We start from the raw sequence: 20,683 nt of genomic DNA, 5'->3' as shown, positions 1-20,683 counted from the left end.
AAGATCATGTCCTCCTTCTACGGAAACCTCTTCGTTCGCCTGAACGCCGGCTTCCTGATGCTGGCGTCGGCCGGCGGGCTCTTCACCGACATTGCCGGCTCCTTCTTCGGGCGCGGCCCGGAAGCAATCCTGCTCGGCGATGCGCCCGGTACCGGCATCGGCTTCATCGAGGCGCACGGGCTTGCCCTGATCATCGGCGTGACGCTCTGGCGCATCGCCTATTCCCGCAACTGGCATGCCGTCCTGGCTGCCGTGCACATGCTGCTTGGAACGGCGAACCTTCTGTTCTGGCAGTTCTTCGTCGCCGCGGACGTGCTCGTCGTCGGCTACGTCACAACCACGGCGCACTGGGTGCTCGTGGTTGCTCACCTGGCGGCGCTGACGGGCTCGACCCGGCTTGCCGCTCAATCCTCCCACTAGACTTCAACCAACATCTGGAGAACCAACATGCCCATGAAATCCTTGAAGAAATACCGCTCGGCCGCAGCTCTGCTCGCTCTTGCGATCACCGCTGTCGAAATCGTCGGCAGCGCCGTGCCCGCTTTGTCGCCGGTCAGCACCGCCGAGGCCCGCATCGGGGCGCCGTGGACGCCGCGCAGCGCCGCCGGAGTCGCCCGCCGCACCACCACCTGGCGCGTGCTGCGGCACACCACGACCTGGGTCGCGACGCTGCCCACCGGCTGCGTCCGCACCAAGGTCAACGGTTTTGACGTCTGGCGCTGCGGCGGCACTTACTACCGGCTCTATCAGGGCCGCTACATCGTGGTCGTGGCCGATTGATCGCCTCGGCGTCAGCTAAAGCGCGTCGCCCTGAAACGGATTCAGTCGACGCGCTTTTAAGTCGCTGTTTTTGATGCATGTCGCTATCCGCTGCACACTTCCGGGCGACGTGCCTTAGCCGAGGGCAAGCCTGACACCTTCGGCGAAATGCTCGGCATCAGCCTTGTTCTCGAACGGCACGCCGCGCAGCGCATAGTCGATCGGCGAGAACGGGGCGCCCTCCTCGATGAGTGCGATCTGCCGCCGCGCCTTCTCCATGTCGCCCATCTGGGCATAACAGGCCGCGAGCCGCGTGCGGATCCACGGCGCTGGACGCGTTGCCAGTTCCAGTGCGTCGGCCGCCTGCCGGTACTCGCCCATCATGTAGAGCGCCAGCGCGCGATCGAACTGGTACCAATGCGGGTGCAAGGGATCGATACGGATGCCGCGTGCCAGCCAGGTCAGCGCTTCCAGCGGCCGGCCGCGCATGGTCAGCAGCATGCCCATCTGCTCGATGCTGTCGGCATCGTAAGGGTTGAGCTGCAGCGCAATGCGCATGTGGTGCTCGGCCGCCTCGTGATCACGCATGTAGAGGCGGATCAGCGACTGCACGCGATGACCGGTCGGCTGGTCCGGCGACAGCGCCAGGCCCTTGTCGGCAAGGTCGCGCGCGTTTTCCAGCACGGCATCGCTGGCACGCCCGAATTCGCCGTCGAGCGAGCGCGCCAAGCCGAGATAGGTGTAGGCCAGCCCGTAATTCGGATCCTTGGCGATCGCCGCCTCGAACAAGGCCTCGGCGCCGCGCTGGTCGGTCTGGGCCGGGTCGCGCAGCAGCGCAAAGCCACGTATCAGGAGCTCGTAGGCGGCAAGGCTGGTGACCGGCTTGCGTGACGCCTGCTGCAGCCCGGCATTGGCGACCCGCGTGACCAGGCGGCTGACGATCTGCTCGACGATCTCGCGCTCGATGGCGAACAGGCCTTCGCCATGCGACTGGTAGCGGTCGCCCCAGAGTTGGCTCGCGGTGGCGATGTCTACCAGACTGACAGCGACCACGACATGCTCGCCCTGACGGCGCAGCGAGCCCTCGACCAGATAGTCGGCGCCGATGCGGGCGCGGATCTGCGGCCACTCGTCTCGGCCGAAGGAGGCAAAGGAGAAGCTGGAGTTCCGCGCCAGCACAGTGACGGTGCCGAAGCGCGCGACGCCATTGATCAGGTCTTCCGCGAATCCATCGACCATGGCCTCGTCGGCCGGATCGCCGCTCTCATTGCGGAAGCGCACCACGGCGACGATCGGCTGCGTGCTTATCTCGGGCGCCGCTTCGGCTTCCGCTGCCAGCATGTAGCCACGCTTGGAGACGGTGCGCACCATGTCGTCGCCCAGCACCTTGCGGATCTCGCGCACCGACTGCGTCAGCGAATCCTCGGTGACGTAGACGCCCGGCCACACGACATCCATCAGTTCCGATTTCGGCACCACGCGGCCCATGTTGCGGGCAAGATGGGACAGCAGCGCGAAAGCCTTCGGGCGCAGGAACAGCGGCTCGTTGACGCCGCGCAGCGTGCCCATGGCAAGGTCGAGCGTGAACCCGCCAAAACGAAAGACCTGATCGGCTGTCGCCGGCGCCATCGGGACACCCCTCCCCGGACAATGCTTTGCGCCGCATCGCTTCCACTCGACGCGGCATGGTCTAAGCGCATTATTGCCCAGCGCGCAATTTCGATCAAACTGGCCGGCGGCGCGAGGGCTAATGTCGCCGCGCCAAATGCGAGGAACCATGAACCCGACCGAGAAAGCGCTGTGGTTTGTCGAAAGCCATCTGCCGGACGCGATCAGTCTCGACGAAATAGCGCAAAGCAGCGGCGTATCGCGCTTCCATGTGACGCGCGCCTTCGGCGCCGCCACGGGACGGTCGGTCATGGGTTATATGCGGGCGCGCCGCTTGAGCGAAGCGGCGCGCAAGCTGGCCGGCGGCGCGCGCGACATCCTCTCGGTCGCGCTCGATGCCGGCTACGGCTCGCATGAGGCGTTCACACGGGCCTTTCGCGATGAATTCGGCACCACGCCGGAGCTGGTGCGCGCGCAAGGCTCGACCCGAAACCTCAACCTCGTGGAGCCCATTCTGATGGACAGTTCGCTTCTCGCCACACTCGAGTCGCCGCGCTTCGAGACCAGCCGCCCCTTCCTCATCGCCGGTCTCGGCGAACGCTACAGCTGCGAGGCCAGTGCCGGCATTCCCATGCAATGGCAGCGCTTCGCCCCCTATATCGGCAACATTCCAGGCGAAGTGCCCGGCGTCTTCTACGGCGTGTGCACGAATGGCGACGATGCCGGCAATTTCGACTATGTCGCCGGCGTCCAGGTGACGGATTTCTGCGACCTGCCGAAGGATTTTTACCGTGTGCGGGTGCCGGCGCAGAAATATGCGGTGTTCTCGCATCGCGAGCACATCTCGACCATCCGCCGGACCATCAACACGATCTGGAACAGCTGGCTGCCGGCCTCCGGCCACGAGATCGCCGACGCACCGGAATTCGAGCGTTACGGACCCGAATTCGACGCGCGCACCGGCAATGGCGGGTTGGAGATCTGGTTGCCGGTGAAGGGGTGAGCGCCTTCCCTTCAGCTTGTGAGAGAAGGGAGAGAGCTAAAGCGCGTCGCGCTGAAGCGGATTCAGGCGACGCGCTTAAGCCTTTGTTTTCATGCATGTCGTTATCGCAAAACCGCTGCACACTTTTGCGCGACATGCATTAAAGCTCCAGATCCCATGTCTGCCCGACCAAGTCCTTGCCGAAGGAATGGTGGCGCTCCTCGTCGACCAGCTTGAACCCCACGGCCTGGTAGATGCGGCGGGCCGCGCCCAGTATGTCGTTGGTCCATAAGGTCAGCGTCTTGTAGCCTTTGGCGCGCGCGAAGGCGATGCATTCGTCGACCAGGCGCGCGCCGATGCCAAGGCCACGCGCCGATGGCTCGACATAGAGCAGCCTGAGCTTCGCCACCTCCGGCGACTTGCGCACGACGAAGACGGAACCGACAATCTCGCCCGCGCGCTCGGCGATCCAGGCACGCTCCCACTTCGGATCGAATTTCCTGACGAATTCGCCGAGGATCTCGGCGACCAGCGCCTCGAAGGTCCCGTCCCAACCATACTCCTGCGTATAGAGCATACCCTGGCGGCGCGTGATCCAACCGATGTCGCCAACCTGCAGCGGCCGCAGGATGTAGGCTTCCTTCGGTTCGGGTTTGTCGCCGAGCAGTTCCTGTACGGTACGCATGGCCTTGACCAGCCGCTCCTGGTCGACAGGCGCCAGGCGATCGAGCAGCGCGCGCACCTGGTCGTGCGAATCCTGGTTGAGCGGCGCGAAGGCCTGCCTGCCCGCGGGCGTCAGCGCGATCGAGGCGCGGCGCGCGTCCGCCTCGGTGGCTTCGCGCTCGACCAGGCCGCGCTCCTCGAATTTCTTGAGAAGACGGCTGACATAGCCGGGGTCGAGGCCAAGCTCGCGCACCAGGTCGCTGGCGACGAGCCCGTCGCGATGCGCAAGCTCATAGAGCACCCGCGCCTCGGTCAGCGAGAACGGGCTCTTCAACAGGCCCTCGTCGAGCAAGCCGATCTGGCGGGTGTAGAAGCGGTTGAAGGACCGGACTGTGTCGATGCGCTCCTTGCCGGGGTGGTCGTGGATCGTCATGGGGATTTCCTCCTGTCTTGGACAGGATCAATCATTTAGTTGACTGAGTCAATTAATAGGCCCGCCTTCGTATTCCAGGGCGGAGCAAGGAGCGCAGCGACGCGCGCAGACCCTGGAATTCATGCCGTGACCTACAAGCGCAGCAACGGCACAGACCTTGGCGCTGAAACGCCGGCATCGGATACCTTCTTCTGCACCGTATTCGTTCTACGGTAGGCGGAATGGCATGGATTCTAGGGTCTGCGCTCCGCTTCGCGTCGCTCCGCCCTAGAATGACGACCTCACGGTCACCAGTGCTAATAGCGAGCGCTGAAGCGTCCCTTACCCCATCGGCAGCACCGGCCAGAACTCCACGATGCGCCCGGCCGAAAACACGGCGATCGCACCGAAATGCTGCAGCACCGCCTCGCTCTGCGTCGGCCGCAGGAAGGCATAGTCGCCGGGTTTCACGGTCGCCCCGGCGGGCAGGCTCATGAACTGCTGGTTGGAGGACAGCCCGATCAGGCCGTTCGGCTTCATGCCTTCGGGAAACACCGGCTCGGCCATCCACTTGCCGCCATAGAGATAGCAGCCCTTGCGCGCGAAGAGACCGAGCGACTGCAACGCCCTGGAAACCGCCGGCGGCCCCGGCAGCATCGCATCGACCGCCTTGAGGATCGGCGTGGCGATGAAAGCCGCCGGCTGGAAACCGCCGAGGCCGGGCGTGTCGAAATCCTTGGGCAGCACGAAGGCCGAGCCGATCGACACTTCGTTAGCGACGCCCGAGCCATGCAGCAGCGCCGTCTTCGAGCCGCCGATGTTGAGGATGCGGCACGCCTCCGGCTCCAGCGCATCGATGAAGCCGGCAGCCTTGGTCGAGGCCTGCTTCAGCGCCTTCTCCGCCCCGCCGAATAAACCGGGGATTTCCGGCGCATGGGCCTCATAGGCCATGATGCCTTCGCAGTGCAGACGATCCGGTATCGGCAGCGCCTTGATCTCGGCGGGGCTGGAAAAGCCGCCGCGATGCAGGCCGACGTCCACCTCGAAAGCGAAGCGCAATTCGGTGTCGAGCGCGGCGGCCAAGGCGCCATAGTCGGCCAGCCGCTCCGGCGTATCGATCAGCCAGCAGACGCGCGACCGCCAGCCGGCGCCGCCTCTCGTCAGCGCGGCCCTGGCGGCGCCGACCGGCATCGGCTTGCCATAGAGCAGGTCGCCCTCGGGAAAAGCGTCGAGCACGGCCTGCGTCACCGGCGGATGGAAGGTCATGAAGCGGTTGGTTTCGAGTGCTCGCGCGATGTGCGAGAGCAGCGGCATGCAAGGCAGCGACTTGTCGACCAGTCGCACCGCCAGGCCCGGCGCCAGCCTCTCCTTAACCAGCGCGATGTTGCCGTCCAGCCGGTCTCGGTCGAGAACAAGGCAGGGCCGGAAAATCTCGGCGGCTCGCAATCCGTCGGACAGAGCGGTGAAATAGGCGCTCATTGTTGGATGCCGAACAGGCCGGCCATGTAAGGCGAGACGAAACGGTTTTGCGGATCGATGTCGCGCCGCACCGCCATCGCGTCGTCCCAGCGCGGATAAAGTTTCTTGAAATCCGTTGCCTTCAGGCCGTGCATCTTGCCCCAATGCGGCCTGCCGCCATACTTGTGGAAGATGGGCTCGGCGGCGCGCATGAAGGGCAGCGGGTCGTTCGCCGCATCGTGGTGGATGGCGATCGAGCAGGTCAGCCTTTTGTAGAAAGGCGAAAGCCAGAATTCGTCGGGCGCCACCGAACGCACCTCCATCGGGAAATAGACTTCCGGGAAGCGCTTCTCCGTCAGCGCGATGATCTCGGCCAACGCCTTGGGACCTTCCTCGTAAGGCAGGTGGTACTCCATCTCGTTGAATTTGGTGCGACGGTCGCTGGCGTAGACGTTGAGCCAGTCCTGCACATAGTCCTCGGAGGTCACTTTCTTCACCGCGCCCCTGATCAGCGCGCCGCGCAGCGACGGCAGCCAGCGCAAAGCGGTGCGCAGCTTGCGCAAAGTCGCCAATCCTTCCTCGTCATCCTCGGTCGGCCGCGGCGTCGGCGCTGCGCCACTGAGATCGCTGGCAATGAACTGCACGTAGTCGGCGAAGGGGATGTAGTAGAACTCGGCCGAGCGATGCGCGGCCATCATTGTCTCGAAGTTTTTGAGCATGTCGCCGACCGGCAGAACCCATTTGCGGCGGCGCAGCCGATAGGTCGCCATGTTGTTCATCGTCACTTCGGTCAGCACGCCGAAGCTGCCCAGCGCGACGCCGGTGGCGTGGATCATGTCGAGGTCGCCAGCGCGGCTGTACTCGCGCAGCCTGCCTTGCCCATCCACCAGCTGCAGCGCCTCGAGCTGCGTGTGATAGGCGCCGAGGGTCGGGCCCGAGCCGTGCGTCGCCGTGCCCAGCGCGCCGCCGATCGCCTGGCGGTCGATGTCGCCCATGTTGGGCAGACCCTGGCCGATGTCCTGCAGGATGCGCATCAGGGCGCCGAGCCGCGTGCCCGCCCTCACCCGCGCCCGGTTGGCCGCCGCCTCATGCGAGACCAGCCCCTCGATCTTCTCCAGCGAAACGATGGTGCCGTCGGACTGCACCAGCGGCGTGAAGGAATGGCCGGCGCCTGCGACGCGCAGCGGTCCGGGCGCCGAGCGCACCAGCTCGGCCAGTTCCCCGGCATCGGCCGGGGTCGCGATCAATTGCGGGGAAGCCGTGACGAAGCCCGACCAGTTGCTCCAGGCGATTGCCATCCCAATCCTCCCGCTCAGGCCCGGCCGCGCCGGCGCGCGACCAGCACGAAGACGCCGAGCAAAAGCACGCTGGCCAAGGCGGTGGCGGCGGCGAATTCGGGCACGGGCCGGAAATTCTCGCCGTCGATCAGCAGCGAGGCGGCAATCGGGCCGATGGCGAGGCCGAAGAGTTGCGCGGCCGGCACCAGGAGTGCGGCGGTGCGCGTCTCGTCGGCGGTGATGGCGAGGCGGATCTGGTAAGGCACGATGAAGAGCAGGATGAAGCCCATCACTAGCGCCACGGCCCAGAACGTCGAAAGCCCCGGGCCGGAGGCAAGCAGCACCGAGCTGATCGCCGCGATGACCCCGATGGCAGTGATGGCAAAACGATAGTCGATGCGCGCCTCGAAGATCGTCGCGGTCATGGCGCCGAGCACCTGCGCGGCAAGGCTCGCCGACACCATCAGGCCGACGGTGCGGCCATCAATGCCGAACTGCGCGCCGATGGGCTCGAGGAAAGCCCAGACGGCGCCGAAGAACATGAAATAGCAGAAGATAGACAAGAGCGCGGTGATCGCCGGCACGGTCGCCACGTTGGCGAACTGCTCTTCCTTGGGCAGGTCGGCATAGTCGTCCGGCACGGTCCAGGCGACGACCAGCGACAGCAGGCAGACGATGCCGAGCGCGATGAAGCCGCCGGCCGAGCCGGCTCGCGGCACGGCATAGAGCGCGAGGATCAGCGCCAGCGCGCATTGCGCCAAGGTCTGCAGCGTGACGAAATAGCCGCCGATGCGCTCGGCGCGACGCGAGCGGGCGATCAATTCGGTGGCGACCGCGACCAGCCCGCCCTCCGCCAAGCCGGCCAGCGTGCGCGCGCTGATCAGCGCATTGGGAGTACCGGCATAAGCGGTCCAGAAATTGGCGAGCGCGAGCAGCACGAGCAGCACCGCGCTCTTCCGGCGCATGTTCCTGGCAGGGAGCAGCATTGCCACTACGCCTGAGCCGATGGCGATCGCGATCATCTCGGCGGTGGCCACCAGAGCGAGCTCGTCGCCGGTGACATGCCCTTCGGTGTAGAGCGCACCGAGCAGCACCGGCTGCAGGCCAAGGATGAGCAGGCCGACCGAGCCGATCCACAGCGCCGAGGCGAGCTGCAGTCCGGTCGGATTGCCGACAAGCCATTCGTCATTTTCCGCCTGCGCGGCTTGCGATGCGGTCACGAGTGCCCCTCCCTTGCAGCTCGATCGAAAAACTGACAAGTTGTCAGTATTTCACGAAACTGATACTTGATCATGTTTCTTGTCAACCAAGAATTCGCGAGCTCCCACGGGATTTGGCGCATGACGCAGACAAGGCGAACGGCGACGGAACCGCGGCGCAGGCCGAAGCAGGAGCGCAGCCGCGAGCGCATCGACGCGATCCTCGCCACCACCATGCGGCTGATCGGCGAAAAGGGCATCGACGCGGTGACGATGAAGGAAGTCGGCGCGCTGGCCGGCGGGCCGATCGCCACCGTCTACCACTATTTTCCGTCGAAGTCGGCGATCCTGGCGATGCTCTATGAGCGGTTTTCCGAGGAAAGCCGGGCGCGCTTCGGCGCCATCATCGCCGGGATAGGCGGGCTGGGCGACGTGACCGCGGCGGCCGACCGCCTGCTCGACGATTATTATGCCCGCGTCGCCGCCGACCCGGCCATCCAGGACCTGCAGAACGCCATCCAGGCCGACAAGGCGCTGCAGCATCTCGACATCGCCGAGACCAGGCATCAGGCGAAGATGTTCTGCGACCATGTCGGTCCGATGATCGAGCCGGAGCGGCGCGAGGCGTTCGGGCGCGTCGTGTTCCTGATCTTCCAGCTTGCCGGCGGCGTCGTGCGGCTGGCGCTGACGCAGGACAAGGAAGAAGGCCGGCGCACGATCGACGACTATCGGTCGATCATTCACACGCAGTTGCGGTTGTTTCTATAGGTCTCGGCTTGCTGAAGAATGGAACCGTGGAGTTCCTTCGCGCCCCCCTCTGTCCTGCCGGACATCTCCCCCACAGGTGGGGGGATTGGCAGCTTCGCCGGCGGCGCCCTTTCTTCAACGTCGGAGAGTGGCGAAAGCCGGCGCCAGCTGATCTCCCCCCTCGTGGGGGAGATGGCCGGCAGGCCAGAGGGGGGCGCTGTCCCGCCAGCATTGCGAAGATCTCCTAAGACACATCCAGCTTCGGCCCCAGGATCTCCACCAGCCAGTCCACGAACACCCGCACCCGTGGCGACAATTGTCGGCTGCGCGGATAGAGCACCGAGATCGGCGTCGGCGTCGGCGGGTTGCCGGGCAGCACCTCGACCAACCGGCCGGCCTCGATGTCGGCGGCGAAGCGGCGGCGCGGCGCCTGGTAGAGGCCAAAATCCTGGCGCACCAGCGTGGCGGCGGTGTCGGAATTGGAGACCGTGACGCGCGATGGCAGCACGACCTCGCGGATCTTGCCGTCGACGGTGAACTCCAGCGGCATCACCTGGCCGGTGCGCGACGAGACGAAGCCGATCATCATATGCCCGGCGAGCTCGTCCAGGGTGCTCGGCAGGCCGTGACGCTCGATATAGGCGGCGCTGGCGAGTGTCGCTTCGCGCGCCATGCCGATGCGGCGCGCGATCATGTCGCTGTCGGGAAGCGTTCCGGCACGCACCACGCAGTCGACGCCCTCGCGCACCAGGTCGACGAAGCGATCGCCTTCGCCGATATGCACGCTGAGCCCGGGATGGCGCGCGAGCAGCGCCGGCAGTTCCGGGATGACCAGGGTGCGGGCCAAATGGCCGTTGATGTCGATGCTGAGCCGCCCGCGCACTTCATGCGCGCCAAAGGTGCCCTCGGCGTCCTCGATGTCGGCGAGAATGCCGAGGCAGCGCTGGTAATAGGCCTCGCCGTCGAGCGTCGTGGTGACGTGGCGCGTGGTGCGGCGGAGCAGTTGCACGCCGAGCCGCTCCTCAAGCTGCTTGATCGCGGCGGTGGCGCTGGAGCGCGGCAGGCCGAGATCGGCGGCAGCCGCGGTAAAGCTGTGGCGTTCCACGACGCGGGCGAAGAGCCGCATGCTGTCAAACCGATCCATCGCCGATTGTTCGCATAAACTGAATAGTGTTGGCAATCCATGCCCGATTATATCGAGCGATCAGGCGAGTATATCCATCTCCATCCAAGAAGAAGGAGATTTCGCCATGACCACTCGTCCCATTGCCCTCATCACCGGCGGCAGCCGCGGCCTCGGCCGCAACACCGCGCTCAACCTCGCCCGCCGGGGTGTCGACGTCATCGTCACCTATCGCTCTCGCGCCGATGAGGCGAAGACGGCAATCGCCGAGATCGAGGCCGCCGGGGGCCGGGCCGCCGCGCTTGGGCTCGATACCGGCGCCATCGCCAGCTTCCCGGCTTTCGTCGCGGCGTTGAAGAAGACGCTTCACGAAACCTGGCAGCGCGACCGCTTCGACTATCTCGTCAACAATGCCGGCACCGGCCTGCGCAAGATGATCGCCGAGACGACGGAAGAGGAATTCGACACACTGATGAACACCCATCTCAAGGGCGTATTCTTCCTCACCCAGGCGCTGCTGCCGCTGATCGACGATGGCGGCCGCATCATCAACATCTCGAGCGGGCTGGCCCGTTTCGCCGCGCCCGGATCGTCGGCTTACGCGATGATGAAGGGCGGCATCGAGGTGTTCACGCGCTACCTCGCCAAGGAGCTTGGCGCGCGCGGCATCACCGCCAACACCGTGGCGCCAGGCGCCATCGCGACCGACTTCAATGGCGGCCATGTGCGCGACAACGCCGAGATCAACCGCATGGTGGCCGGCGTCACCGCGCTCGGCCGCGCGGGCGTTGCCGACGACATCGGCCCGATGATCGCCTCGCTGCTGTCGGACGACAATCGCTGGGTCAACGCCCAGCGCATCGAAGTGTCAGGCGGCATGAACATCTAGGTGACCTGGCGGATCAGTCCCTCGAAGCCGTCGGCAAGGTTGGCATTGCCGGCGGCGATGAAGCTCGACAGGTTCCTGGCTCGCCCGGGCGTCTTGTTGGCGTCGAGCAGCACCGCCCTGCCCTCGTGCATGACGAAGTCGAATTTTCCGTAGTCAAAGCCGAGCCGGCGCCTTAGCGCGCGCAGTTCGTCCGGAACCGGAACCGCCTCGCGGCGGATGGTGTCGTCGCCCTTGACGAGGCTCTGCGGCGAGACATGGCGGGTGCAGCGCTCGCGCTCGCCGCAGAACAGCCAGAAGCGGGCGGCAAAACCGTCCGGCTCCGGTTCGGGAATGAATTTCTCGACGACCAGATCCTGGCGCTCGAAGGCCTCGGCCGGAACGTCGGCGAGCGAGGCATGTATCTCATATTTGTCGAAAGGTTCGACGCCGGGAAACGGCTCCGGCCTGCCGGCGCGCCGCGCGCGCTGGTTCAGTTGCTGTTCCGGCGTTCCCCAATGGTTGAGGCTGCTCTTGACGATGACCTGTCCCTGCCAGTCGTCGCCTTGGCCAATCACGGCGCCGCTGATGCGGCGTTTCGAAATATCGGCCGTCCCAAGGTTGAGGCAGAAGGCAAAGCGCCGCGCATAATCGACATAGTCGGGCGGCGTCACGGTCACGTCGAGATGCAACACCGCGATGTCGGCGGCCGGCTTCGCCGAGGTGCCTCTCAATATCTGGACCGAATGGCCGCGGCGCTTCAGCTCTTCCAGCAGGTCGAAGAGCATATATGGGCTATCGCGGCGCATCAGCAGTCCGCGCCGGCTCTGGAAGCGGTCGAACTCGTGCGTGATCACCGCGATGCGCGCCATGCCCGCCCCCCACTTGGCTTATCGAGCGTCGTCGATTATTCGATCGAATACAACGCGCTGCTGGGCTGGGGTTTGCATGACGCAACATTGGAATGCAATTCGCAAGCACTGGCAGTTGCTCGGCTCACCTCTGCGGCCGCCGGCGGAGGTGGTCGAAACTTACGACCGCGAGCTCGACCTTGCCCGGTCGCACGTCGTGATGTTCGGCGTGACGCCGGAGCTCGCCGGGCTGGGTGCCAGTATGACGGCGGTCGACGAATCCGCCGACATGATTGCCGGCATCTGGCCAGGCGACACAGAAACGCGCAAGGCGGTGCAAGGCGACTGGTTCGACCTACCGTTTCCAGGCGCAAGCGTCGATGCGCTGATCGGCGATGGATGTCTCTCGGTTATCGGCGCCGCGGACCTCAGGCGCACACTGTTTGCTTCGATCGCGCGCGCGCTGAAGGCAGACGGGCGCGCCGGCATCAGGCTTTATGCTTCCCCCGAAACCCGCGACGAACGTCAGGAAGTCCGCGCCCTGGCGCTGAGCGGTGGCGTCGCAACCTTCCACGAGCTCAAATGGCGCGTGGCCATGACCGCGACAGGCGGCGCGCCGGACTACACCATACCGGTTAGGGGCATCCTCGAACAATTCGAAGCGCTGTTTCCGGATCGCGAAGAGTTGGCGGCTCGCACAGGATGGGAGCTGCCGGTCATCGGAACCATCGACGTCTACCGCAACTCGTCGGTCATCTACAGTTTCGCCCCCGCGGCAGCACTCATCGAGGAAGCCCAGACCTTCTTCGATGATGTCCGGCTGGCCTCGACCGGCACATACGGGCTCGCTGAACGCTGCCCGCTGCTGGTGCTGCGGTCGCCGAAGCGCCGGGACTGACGGACGAGATTGCTCGTCGGCGCCTCGCGACACCCGGTGCTTTTCGGGCTGGCGTTCCGCGTGAGAAAAATTTCGCGTCGCCTCCCCCTTGCGCGCGCCTTGACTCCGGCAAGGCGCCGGCCTATTTCAGCGCCACGTTAGCACTCGTCTTTGGTGAGTGCTAACCCATATCCGGCCTCGCCGGATGGAGGAACAGTTCTCACCGTTCTCATTCGAGGAAGAAAACATGGCAAAGTCCAAGTTCCGCCCGCTTCATGACCGCGTGGTCGTTCGCCGGGTCGAATCCGAATCCAAGACCGCCGGCGGGATCATCATCCCGGATACGGCGAAGGAGAAGCCGCAGGAAGGCGAGATCATCGCCGTCGGTTCCGGCGCCCGCGACGAAGCAGGCAAGCTCGTGCCGCTGGATGTCAAGGCCGGCGATCGCATCCTGTTCGGCAAGTGGTCGGGCACCGAAGTCAAGCTCAATGGCGAAGACCTTCTGATCATGAAGGAATCCGACATCATGGGTATCATCGGCTGATCATCGGCCTCACCTGAATCTTCATCTTCGGGCTCTTCCCGAGCCCCTGCCAGGAGCTAAAACATGGCTGCCAAAGACGTAAAATTCTCCCGCGATGCCCGTGAGCGCATGCTGCGCGGTGTCAACATCCTCGCCGACGCGGTGAAGGTCACCCTCGGCCCCAAGGGCCGCAACGTCGTCATCGACAAGTCGTTCGGCGCCCCGCGCATCACCAAGGACGGCGTCACCGTCGCCAAGGAAATCGAGCTCGAGGACAAGTTCGAGAACATGGGCGCACAGATGGTCCGCGAAGTCGCTTCGAAGACCAACGACATCGCCGGCGACGGCACCACGACCGCAACGGTTCTGGCGCAGTCGATCGTCCAGGAAGGCCACAAGGCGGTTGCCGCCGGCATGAACCCGATGGACCTGAAGCGCGGCATCGACCTCGCCGTTGGCGACGTCGTCACGACGCTGATCAAGAACGCCAAGAAGATCAAGACCTCGGAAGAAGTTGCCCAGGTCGGCACCATCGCCGGCAATGGCGATGCCTCGGTCGGCTCGATGATCGCCGAAGCGATGCAAAAGGTCGGCAATGAGGGCGTCATCACCGTCGAGGAGGCCAAGACCGCCGAGACCGAGCTCGAAGTCGTCGAAGGCATGCAGTTCGACCGCGGCTACCTGTCGCCCTACTTCGTCACCAACGCCGACAAGATGGTTGCGGACCTGGAAGACGCCTACATCCTTCTCCACGAGAAGAAGCTCTCCAACCTGCAGGCCATGCTGCCGATCCTCGAGGCTGTCGTGCAGACCTCGAAGCCGCTGGTCATCATCTCGGAAGACGTCGAAGGCGAGGCTCTGGCCACGCTGGTCGTCAACAAGCTGCGTGGCGGCCTGAAGATCGCCGCCGTCAAGGCGCCGGGCTTCGGTGACCGCCGTAAGGCCATGCTGGAAGACATCGCCATCCTCACCGGCGGCCAGGTCATTTCCGAAGACCTCGGCATCAAGCTCGAGAATGTCGGCCTCAACATGCTCGGCCGCGCCAAGAAGGTGTCGATCTCCAAGGAGAACACCACCATCGTCGACGGCGCCGGCAAGAAGGCCGAGATCCAGGGCCGCGTTGCCCAGATCAAGCAGCAGATCGAGGAGACCACCTCGGACTACGACAAGGAGAAGCTGCAGGAACGTCTCGCCAAGCTGGCCGGCGGCGTTGCCGTCATCCGTGTCGGCGGTGCGACCGAGATCGAAGTCAAGGAAAAGAAGGACCGCGTCGATGACGCCCTCAACGCGACCCGCGCGGCCGTCGAAGAAGGCATCGTTCCCGGCGGCGGCGTCGCGCTTCTGCGCGCTTCGCTGAACATCAAGGCAACCGGCGCCAACTCCGACCAGACCGCTGGCATCAACATCGTTCGTCGCGCCCTGCAGGCTCCGGCCCGTCAGATCGCGTCCAACGCCGGTGCGGAAGCATCGATCGTTGCCGGCAAGATCCTTGAGAACAAGGGCGCGACCTTCGGCTACAACGCCCAGACCGGCGAATATGGCGACATGATCGCCATGGGCATCGTCGATCCGGTCAAGGTCGTGCGCACCGCTCTCCAGGACGCGGCCTCGGTCGCCGGCCTGCTGGTCACCACCGAAGCCATGATCGCCGAGGCTCCGAAGAAGGAGTCGGCTGGCGGCATGCCCGGCGGTATGCCTGGCGGCGGCATGGGTGGCATGGGCGGCATGGACTTCTAAGAAGTCCATAAAGCACGCCCATCAACTAACATTGCTCAAGCCCGCAAACGGGCTTGAGTGGCGGCATGGACTTCTAATCCAGGCTACCAAGCTGATACGGAAAGGGCGCCCAGAGGCGCCCTTTCTTGTTTTGCGAGGATTATCGGGGCGATCAACGTTTGATCGGCATTCCGAAACGAAATCGCTTCGCCGTGAAGATAAGTCGCCGCAACGCCTTCAGGCCGGCCGCGAGCTTTCCCTCAGCCTTCATTGCCCGGTCCGTCCAGCATGGCCTTCACGCCTTCCAGATCGACACCAACGAAGGAAGCGACGGCCCATCCGCTAGAGGCCGCGCAGCGACCAGCCTTTCCGCGAGGTCGACCGAAATACCTTGCTCGGCCAGCAGGAAACCGGCCCGCTCGTTTCTGCCACGCGAGAAACATGGCGCGTGTCCGGTTGCAGCGGCCGGCGCGAAAGCAGCGGCGTCCAGTCAACGCCGCCGGCAGGCACCTCCCCCGAGCCGGAAAGCGCCACCTCGGCGGAGGCGTTGTACTTGAAATGCGCGGTTTCAGTCGAGATTCCTGGCAAATTGCGGTCCGCGAACCGCCTGATCCGACTGTCTGCGCCCCAACGCCCGCGCCCGAAACCGCTTCGCCGCCGCCCCGTTGCGGCAAGACCTGGGGAGTTAAGCCGATATTTCCGGAGCCGGCAAAGCCCTTTATCCTAAGGCGGTAGCGTCCGCCTCCCGGGCTACCTTGCCGGCAAGCACCGCTTGCTCGACCAGCGCGGCCACTTCGTCGGCGACAGTCAAGACCGGCGTGCGGTCGCGGGTGGCGCGGGCGATCACCATAAGGCCCTCCAGCGAAGATTCGACCAGCAGGGCCAGCGCCTGCGCGCGCCGCTCCGGCACCCCTGCCCTGACGAAAGCCTGGCGCAGCAGTCCGATCCACTGCTCGAAGGCCGACCGGCAGATTTCAGCCAGGTCCGGCACATCGTTCGGAGCATCGAGCACCAACGGCGCGACCGGGCAGCCGAGCGAGAATTCGTTCTCTTCCAGCATGCGGGCCACCGACTGGTAGATGTGGTGCACGGCAACGGCTGGGTCGCTTTCCTCCAACAGCGCGGCGCCAAGCCGCTCGGTCACATCGGCGACACTGGCGCGCGTCACTTCGATGACCAGTTGGTCCTTTCCGCCCGGGAAATGGAAATAGAGCGACCCGCGGGGCGCGCCGCTGGCGCTCAAAATGTCGTTGAGCGACGTGCCGTGATAGCCACGCTGCCGAATGAGCAGCCCGGTCGCCTCGATCATGCGGGTGCGTGTGTCCGTCGCCACGTCGACCTCTCGACTGTCAACCTCTGTCAGGAGCTTGCATTATAGGACTTGCCCCTAATATGACAATCGGTCTACATAATATGTAAATCGGTCTACATATTTGAGAGACAACAATGCAAACCTATCGGCTCGAGGGGCAAGGCAGCATCGACAAACTGGCGTTGCGCGAGGAGGCGATGCCGCAGCCAGGTCCGCGTCAGATCGTCGTGCGGGTGCGCGCCACCTCGCACAATCGCCGCGACACGATGATCCTCAACGGCACCTATCCTCTGGCACCCCGCGCCGGCATCGTGCCGCTGAGCGACGGCGCCGGCGAAGTCGTCGCAGTCGGCGACGGTGCGACCCGCTTTGCCATCGGCGACCGCGTCACCGGCAGCTATTTCGCGCGCTGGATCGACGGCCGCATGCATCCGGGCATCGTCGATCAGCTCGGCTGCACGCTGGACGGCATGCTTTGCGAATACGCGCTGCTCGACGAGCAATGGGCCGTGCGGCTGCCCGACCACCTCTCCTGGCAAGAGGCGGCGACCTTCACCTGCGCCGGGCTGACCGCCTGGAGTGCGCTGACGGGCGCCGAGATTCCAAAGCCCGGACAATGGGTTCTCACCATTGGCTCAGGTGGCGTCGCGCTGTTTGCGCTGCAGTTCGCCAAGCTCATGGGTTGCCGCGTGGCCGCCGTCACCTCGCGCGCCGAGAAAGCCGAAAGGCTGCGGACGCTCGGCGCCGACCTCGTCATCGCGGTAGCCGGAACGCCGGAATGGGGCGTGAAATTGCGCGAGGCGACCGGCGGGATCGATCTCGTCGTCGAGACCGGCGGCCCGGCGACTTTTACGCAATCGCTGATCGCCAGCGCGCTTTACGGGCGCATCGTGCTGCTCACCGTGCAGGACCACAACGGCAAATCGGTCGAGATCCCGGGCGCCGTCTACCAGCGCAGCCTCGTCACTATCGGCCGGCTGTTCGTCGGCAGCCGCAACGAGCTGGAGGCGATGCTTGCCGCTGTCGCCGCGCACCGGCTGAAACCCGTCCTCGACAAGGTCTTCCCCTTTGCCGAGGCGCGCGAGGCCTGCCGTCATTTCCAGCGGGGCGACGTCTTCGGCAAGGTCGTCATCGATGGCGCGTGACCACCACACTTTCCTGCAAACAGAGAGGAGACCAGCCATGACAATCCGTGAAGCCTCGGCCCAGTGGCAGGGCATGCTCAAGGAAGGATCCGGCCGGCTGCGGCTGGGCAGCGGCGTGTTCGAAGGCGCCTATTCCTTCCCGTCGCGCTTCGAGAACGGCCCGGGCACCAATCCGGAAGAGCTGATAGCGGCCGCGCATGCCGGCTGCTTCTCGATGGCGCTTACCGCCATACTCGGCGGCGAAGGCCACACGGCCAAGAACATCCACACCATTGCCAAGGTGCATCTCGGCGCGACCACGGCTGGGCCGACGATTACCCGCATCGAGCTCGAGACCGAGGCGAGCATCGCCGGCATCTCGGCCGAGGACTTCGAGCGGCTGGCGCAAAAGGCCAAGGCAGCCTGCCTCGTCTCGCGGGCACTGGCCGGCGTCGCCTCGATCACGCTCAAGGCGAACCTTGCAGACCACTGAAACGGAAGGAGGAAAATCCAATGACCCAGGAATTGATCATCGACATCGCCGCGGCCAAGCGCTCCGCCGAGACGGCGGAAATCATGCGGCGCTACAACGACGTCTTCCAGCGTCACGATCCGTCGGCCCTGGACGAACTGGTGGCGCAGGATTGCGTGATCGAGAACACCACGCCGGCGCCGGACGGCGCCCGCCGCATCGGCAAGGCCGCCTGCGTCGAATTGTGGTCGGCGATCGCCACTGGACCCGGCACCCGCTTCGATGTCGAAGAGACGTTCGTCGCCGGCGACCGCGCTACGATCCGCTGGCGCTTCTGGATGTCCGACGGCAGTTCGCTGCGCGGGGTCAACCTGATGCGTGTCGCGGATGGGCAAATCGTCGAGGCGATGGGCTATGTGAAAGGATAGGGCCTGGCGCGGAAGACCGCGCTCAGGCCCAGTCCGGAATCCGTCCCCGCCAGGATCTGGATCCCGGGCAAGCCGCGACCTACGAGACAACCCGATTGAGTTTCACGAAGGTCTTGGGACTGCGCTGGATGGTCTGGAAGACCACGCAGTAGCGATCGGTGAGTTCCATGAGCTGGGTCAGCCGGCTTTGCTCGACATCCGACTCGATGTCGAAGCGCAGGCGGATTTCCTTGAAGCCGACAGCCACGCCTTCGGTGACGCCGAGCGTGCCGCGAAGATCGACGTCGCCCTCGGCGGAAATCTCCGCCGACTTGATCGGAATCTCCAGCACGGCCGCAGCCGCCCGCATCGAGACGCCGGCGCAGGCGATCAGCGCCTCCAGCAGCATGTCGCCGGAGCAAAGCTCCCGCCCGCTGCCGCCGGCCTTCGGATGGATGCCCGCCAAGGCAAGACCGCGTCCGGTCTCGACCTTGCAGGTCACCTTCGAGTCGTCGGCATTGCCCCTGGCCTTCAAGGTAAGAAGTGCCGCCCGCGCGTCCTTGCGATAAAGATCCTTGATCGGCTCCTGCGTGGCGCGAAACGTCGCGATATCCATTGCTGTTCTCCTGTCGTGAATTGCGGTTGTCTGAAATCGTCGGCCATCGTCCGGACCTATTCCGGGACGGCGATGCCGGAGCCGCCGAGCTCGGCGGGAAAATCCTTCAGCTTCGGCAGTCCGTCCTTCATCGGCAGGACCGTCTCTGCGTAATTGACATGGACCCCCGGCTTGAATTCCACCATCGGTATGGTGGCGGCATAGACGTCGACCAGCCCGAGCGGCGGATGATCCGTCATCAGATGACCGCCGCATTTGGTGCAGAACTGGCGGTCGCTCATTTCGGACTTCTTGAAGCCGGATAAAAACTCCGCGCCCTTGGTGACCTTGACGTTCCGTGGCTTCCACAGCGTGAAGGCATTCACCGGAGACGCCGACCACGACCGGCAGGAACCGCAATGGCAGTAGCCCATTGCCTCGGCGGTTCCGTGGACTTCGATTTCCACGGCGCCGCAAAAGCACCCGCCCTTATGTACCGTCATGACTTTCGATCCTTATCCAGGTTTGGTTTCGACCGTGCTCAGCGCCGGTTGAGACGGCACCGCACAGTGCTGGCGGGGTTTAAAGCTTCCGCCAACGAACGGAATGACGCGGCGTCCGCCTTACTTGACAGCTCGTCCGGAACTGGAAAGGGATGTCGCGCCGGATTGCCGCGCGGCTTGCGGGAAATGGGTGGAATGGCCGGGGATGCTCTTTCTGACCTTTTGAAAACGGTGCGCCTCACCGGCGCGACGTTTTTCGACATCGAAGGCCACGACCCGTGGGCCGTCCATTCGCCCGCGCCGTCGTCGATATTGCCCAAGGTACTTCCCGGCGCGGATCACCTGATTTCCTATCATGTGGTAACGGCCGGCCACTGCTTCGCGCGGATCATCGGCGACGAGCCGATCCCGATGGAAGCCGGCGAAGTCGTGGTCTTCACCAGAAGCGACCCGCACATCATGTCGAGTCATCCCGACTTGCGCACCGACCCGCCGACGGCCGACGTGCTCGACATAGCGACTGCGGGCCGAATGCCTTTCTACATCAACTGCGCCGGCGGCGGCTCGCGCTCGGTCAGGCTGATCTGCGGCTATCTCGCCTGCGATGCCCTGCCCTTCAATCCGCTGCTCGAAGCGCTGCCGCCCGCCATCAAGGCCGGCGATGCCAGGGGCGATGGCGGGTGGCTCGGCCAGTTCATCAGGCAGGCGGTCTCGGAGGTGGCTGACAAGCGGGCCGGCAGCGAAACAGTGCTCACCAAGCTCAGCGAGCTGATGTTCGTCGACGTGCTGCGCCGCTATGTGGAATCGCTGCCGCCGCAACAGACCGGTTGGCTGGCGGGCCTGCGCGATCCGCATCTGGGCAAGGCGCTGGCGCTGATCCACGACCGGCCGGCGCACAATTGGACGGTGGATGCGCTGGCGAAGGAGTCGGCATTGTCGCGCACCGTGCTTGCGGAGCGCTTCACCAGAATCGTCGGCATGCCGCCGATGCACTATCTCGCCAAATGGCGCATGCAGATCGCCTCGGAACTGCTCAGCGCCGGCAACAGCAACGTCGCCAGCATCGCTGCAGACATCGGCTATGAATCCGAAGCGGCGTTCAGCCGCGCCTTCAAGAAGATGATCGGCGTCCCGCCTTCTGCCTGGCGGCTCGGGGTTCGGGCTGCGGCCGGCTCCGGAAGCGACGAGGCTTCCGAAACCGAGGGCTGAC

At 64.9% G+C, this 20,683-nt stretch carries 22 protein-coding genes; 12 read left to right on the top strand and 10 right to left on the bottom strand.

Annotation, left to right across the window (positions count from 1 at the left end):
• Positions 1-6 precede the first annotated feature (6 nt).
• Both FJ418_RS16840 and FJ418_RS16835 read left to right on the top strand, forming a co-directional pair.
• Complete coding sequence (locus tag FJ418_RS16840; RefSeq protein WP_140855415.1) at positions 7-420, top strand: hypothetical protein; 414 nt, start codon at positions 7-9, stop codon at positions 418-420.
• 27 nt (positions 421-447) lie between these two features.
• Positions 448-780 carry a hypothetical protein gene (locus FJ418_RS16835; RefSeq protein ID WP_246683071.1) on the top strand — a complete coding sequence of 111 codons (333 nt, stop codon included), beginning with the start codon at positions 448-450 and terminating at the stop codon, positions 778-780.
• 114 nt (positions 781-894) lie between these two features.
• On the opposite strand, the gene FJ418_RS16830 is transcribed toward FJ418_RS16835, so the two are convergent.
• Positions 895-2,388 carry a winged helix-turn-helix domain-containing protein gene (locus tag FJ418_RS16830; protein ID WP_140867409.1) on the bottom strand — a complete coding sequence of 498 codons (1,494 nt, stop codon included), beginning with the start codon at positions 2,386-2,388 and terminating at the stop codon, positions 895-897.
• A 148-nt stretch (positions 2,389-2,536) separates the two neighbouring features.
• On the opposite strand from FJ418_RS16830, the gene FJ418_RS16825 reads away from it, so the two are divergent.
• A complete protein-coding gene (locus tag FJ418_RS16825; protein ID WP_140867407.1) occupies positions 2,537-3,370 on the top strand; it encodes an AraC family transcriptional regulator in 834 nt (277 codons plus the stop codon).
• 139 nt (positions 3,371-3,509) lie between these two features.
• Here the strand turns inward: FJ418_RS16825 and FJ418_RS16815 are convergent, their stop codons facing one another.
• From FJ418_RS16815 to FJ418_RS16800, 4 genes are all read right to left on the bottom strand, one after another.
• Positions 3,510-4,445: a bifunctional helix-turn-helix transcriptional regulator/GNAT family N-acetyltransferase gene (locus FJ418_RS16815; protein ID WP_140867404.1), complete on the bottom strand. Its 936-nt coding sequence runs from the start codon at positions 4,443-4,445 to the stop codon at positions 3,510-3,512.
• A 321-nt stretch (positions 4,446-4,766) separates the two neighbouring features.
• Positions 4,767-5,903 (bottom strand): alanine racemase, encoded by a 1,137-nt coding sequence (locus tag FJ418_RS16810; protein WP_140867401.1) that lies wholly within the window; start codon positions 5,901-5,903, stop codon positions 4,767-4,769.
• Positions 5,900-7,180: a D-arabinono-1,4-lactone oxidase gene (locus tag FJ418_RS16805; protein WP_140867399.1), complete on the bottom strand. Its 1,281-nt coding sequence runs from the start codon at positions 7,178-7,180 to the stop codon at positions 5,900-5,902. Before FJ418_RS16805 ends, FJ418_RS16810 begins: the two co-directional genes overlap by 4 nt.
• A gap of 14 nt (positions 7,181-7,194) precedes the next feature.
• Positions 7,195-8,379, bottom strand: a complete 1,185-nt coding sequence (locus FJ418_RS16800; protein WP_140867396.1) for an MFS transporter — start codon at positions 8,377-8,379, stop codon at positions 7,195-7,197.
• Positions 8,380-8,499: 120 nt separating this feature from the next.
• On the opposite strand from FJ418_RS16800, the gene FJ418_RS16795 reads away from it, so the two are divergent.
• Positions 8,500-9,126, top strand: a complete 627-nt coding sequence (locus FJ418_RS16795; RefSeq protein WP_140641069.1) for a TetR/AcrR family transcriptional regulator — start codon at positions 8,500-8,502, stop codon at positions 9,124-9,126.
• 223 nt (positions 9,127-9,349) lie between these two features.
• Here FJ418_RS16795 and FJ418_RS16785 read toward each other — a convergent pair whose 3' ends face one another.
• On the bottom strand, positions 9,350-10,249 hold the full coding sequence (locus FJ418_RS16785; protein WP_140656930.1) for a LysR family transcriptional regulator: 900 nt from the start codon (positions 10,247-10,249) through the stop codon (positions 9,350-9,352).
• Between the two features lie 106 nt (positions 10,250-10,355).
• Between FJ418_RS16785 and FJ418_RS16780 the strand changes: the two genes are divergently transcribed.
• Entirely contained in the window at positions 10,356-11,117 is a 762-nt protein-coding gene (locus FJ418_RS16780; protein ID WP_140656928.1) for an SDR family oxidoreductase, read from the top strand.
• On the opposite strand, the gene FJ418_RS16775 is transcribed toward FJ418_RS16780, so the two are convergent.
• Positions 11,114-11,965, bottom strand: a complete 852-nt coding sequence (locus tag FJ418_RS16775; protein WP_140656926.1) for a hypothetical protein — start codon at positions 11,963-11,965, stop codon at positions 11,114-11,116. The genes FJ418_RS16780 and FJ418_RS16775 overlap by 4 nt on opposite strands.
• Positions 11,966-12,041: 76 nt before the next feature.
• On the opposite strand from FJ418_RS16775, the gene FJ418_RS16770 reads away from it, so the two are divergent.
• The 3 genes from FJ418_RS16770 to groL all read left to right on the top strand — a co-directional run bounded on the left by FJ418_RS16770 (position 12,042) and on the right by groL (position 15,081).
• On the top strand, positions 12,042-12,842 hold the full coding sequence (locus FJ418_RS16770; RefSeq protein ID WP_140867393.1) for a class I SAM-dependent methyltransferase: 801 nt from the start codon (positions 12,042-12,044) through the stop codon (positions 12,840-12,842).
• Between the two features lie 226 nt (positions 12,843-13,068).
• Positions 13,069-13,365 (top strand): co-chaperone GroES, encoded by a 297-nt coding sequence (gene groES / locus FJ418_RS16765; protein ID WP_006203049.1) that lies wholly within the window; start codon positions 13,069-13,071, stop codon positions 13,363-13,365.
• 63 nt (positions 13,366-13,428) lie between these two features.
• Positions 13,429-15,081, top strand: a complete 1,653-nt coding sequence (groL, locus tag FJ418_RS16760; protein WP_140641057.1) for a chaperonin GroEL — start codon at positions 13,429-13,431, stop codon at positions 15,079-15,081.
• 697 nt (positions 15,082-15,778) lie between these two features.
• Here the strand turns inward: groL and FJ418_RS16755 are convergent.
• Positions 15,779-16,393, bottom strand: coding sequence for a TetR/AcrR family transcriptional regulator (locus FJ418_RS16755; RefSeq protein WP_140656922.1), 615 nt, complete (start codon positions 16,391-16,393; stop codon positions 15,779-15,781).
• Between the two features lie 113 nt (positions 16,394-16,506).
• Between FJ418_RS16755 and FJ418_RS16750 the strand changes: the two genes are divergently transcribed.
• Genes FJ418_RS16750 through FJ418_RS16740 form a run of 3 tightly spaced genes read left to right on the top strand, consistent with a single transcriptional unit; the run spans position 16,507 to position 18,396 of the window.
• Complete coding sequence (locus tag FJ418_RS16750; RefSeq protein ID WP_140867390.1) at positions 16,507-17,517, top strand: NAD(P)-dependent alcohol dehydrogenase; 1,011 nt, start codon at positions 16,507-16,509, stop codon at positions 17,515-17,517.
• A gap of 37 nt (positions 17,518-17,554) precedes the next feature.
• Entirely contained in the window at positions 17,555-17,989 is a 435-nt protein-coding gene (locus FJ418_RS16745) for an OsmC family protein (RefSeq protein ID WP_140867388.1), read from the top strand.
• A gap of 20 nt (positions 17,990-18,009) precedes the next feature.
• A complete protein-coding gene (locus tag FJ418_RS16740; protein ID WP_140785739.1) occupies positions 18,010-18,396 on the top strand; it encodes a nuclear transport factor 2 family protein in 387 nt (128 codons plus the stop codon).
• A gap of 79 nt (positions 18,397-18,475) precedes the next feature.
• Here the strand turns inward: FJ418_RS16740 and FJ418_RS16735 are convergent, their stop codons facing one another.
• Positions 18,476-18,991: an OsmC family protein gene (locus tag FJ418_RS16735; protein ID WP_140711055.1), complete on the bottom strand. Its 516-nt coding sequence runs from the start codon at positions 18,989-18,991 to the stop codon at positions 18,476-18,478.
• A gap of 56 nt (positions 18,992-19,047) precedes the next feature.
• A complete protein-coding gene (locus FJ418_RS16730) occupies positions 19,048-19,473 on the bottom strand; it encodes a GFA family protein (RefSeq protein WP_140656912.1) in 426 nt (141 codons plus the stop codon).
• A gap of 195 nt (positions 19,474-19,668) precedes the next feature.
• Here FJ418_RS16730 and FJ418_RS16725 point away from each other — a divergent pair, with 195 nt between their 5' ends.
• On the top strand, positions 19,669-20,682 hold the full coding sequence (locus tag FJ418_RS16725) for an AraC family transcriptional regulator (protein ID WP_181166966.1): 1,014 nt from the start codon (positions 19,669-19,671) through the stop codon (positions 20,680-20,682).
• The last annotated feature ends 1 nt before the right edge of the window (position 20,683 follow it).

It is taken from the genome of Mesorhizobium sp. B2-8-3 (assembly GCF_006440815.1).
In the GTDB taxonomy this organism is placed as follows: Bacteria; Pseudomonadota; Alphaproteobacteria; order Rhizobiales; family Rhizobiaceae; genus Mesorhizobium.
Note: the sequence above shows the minus strand (reverse complement) of the source record. Positions and strands in the feature narration are given on the sequence as shown.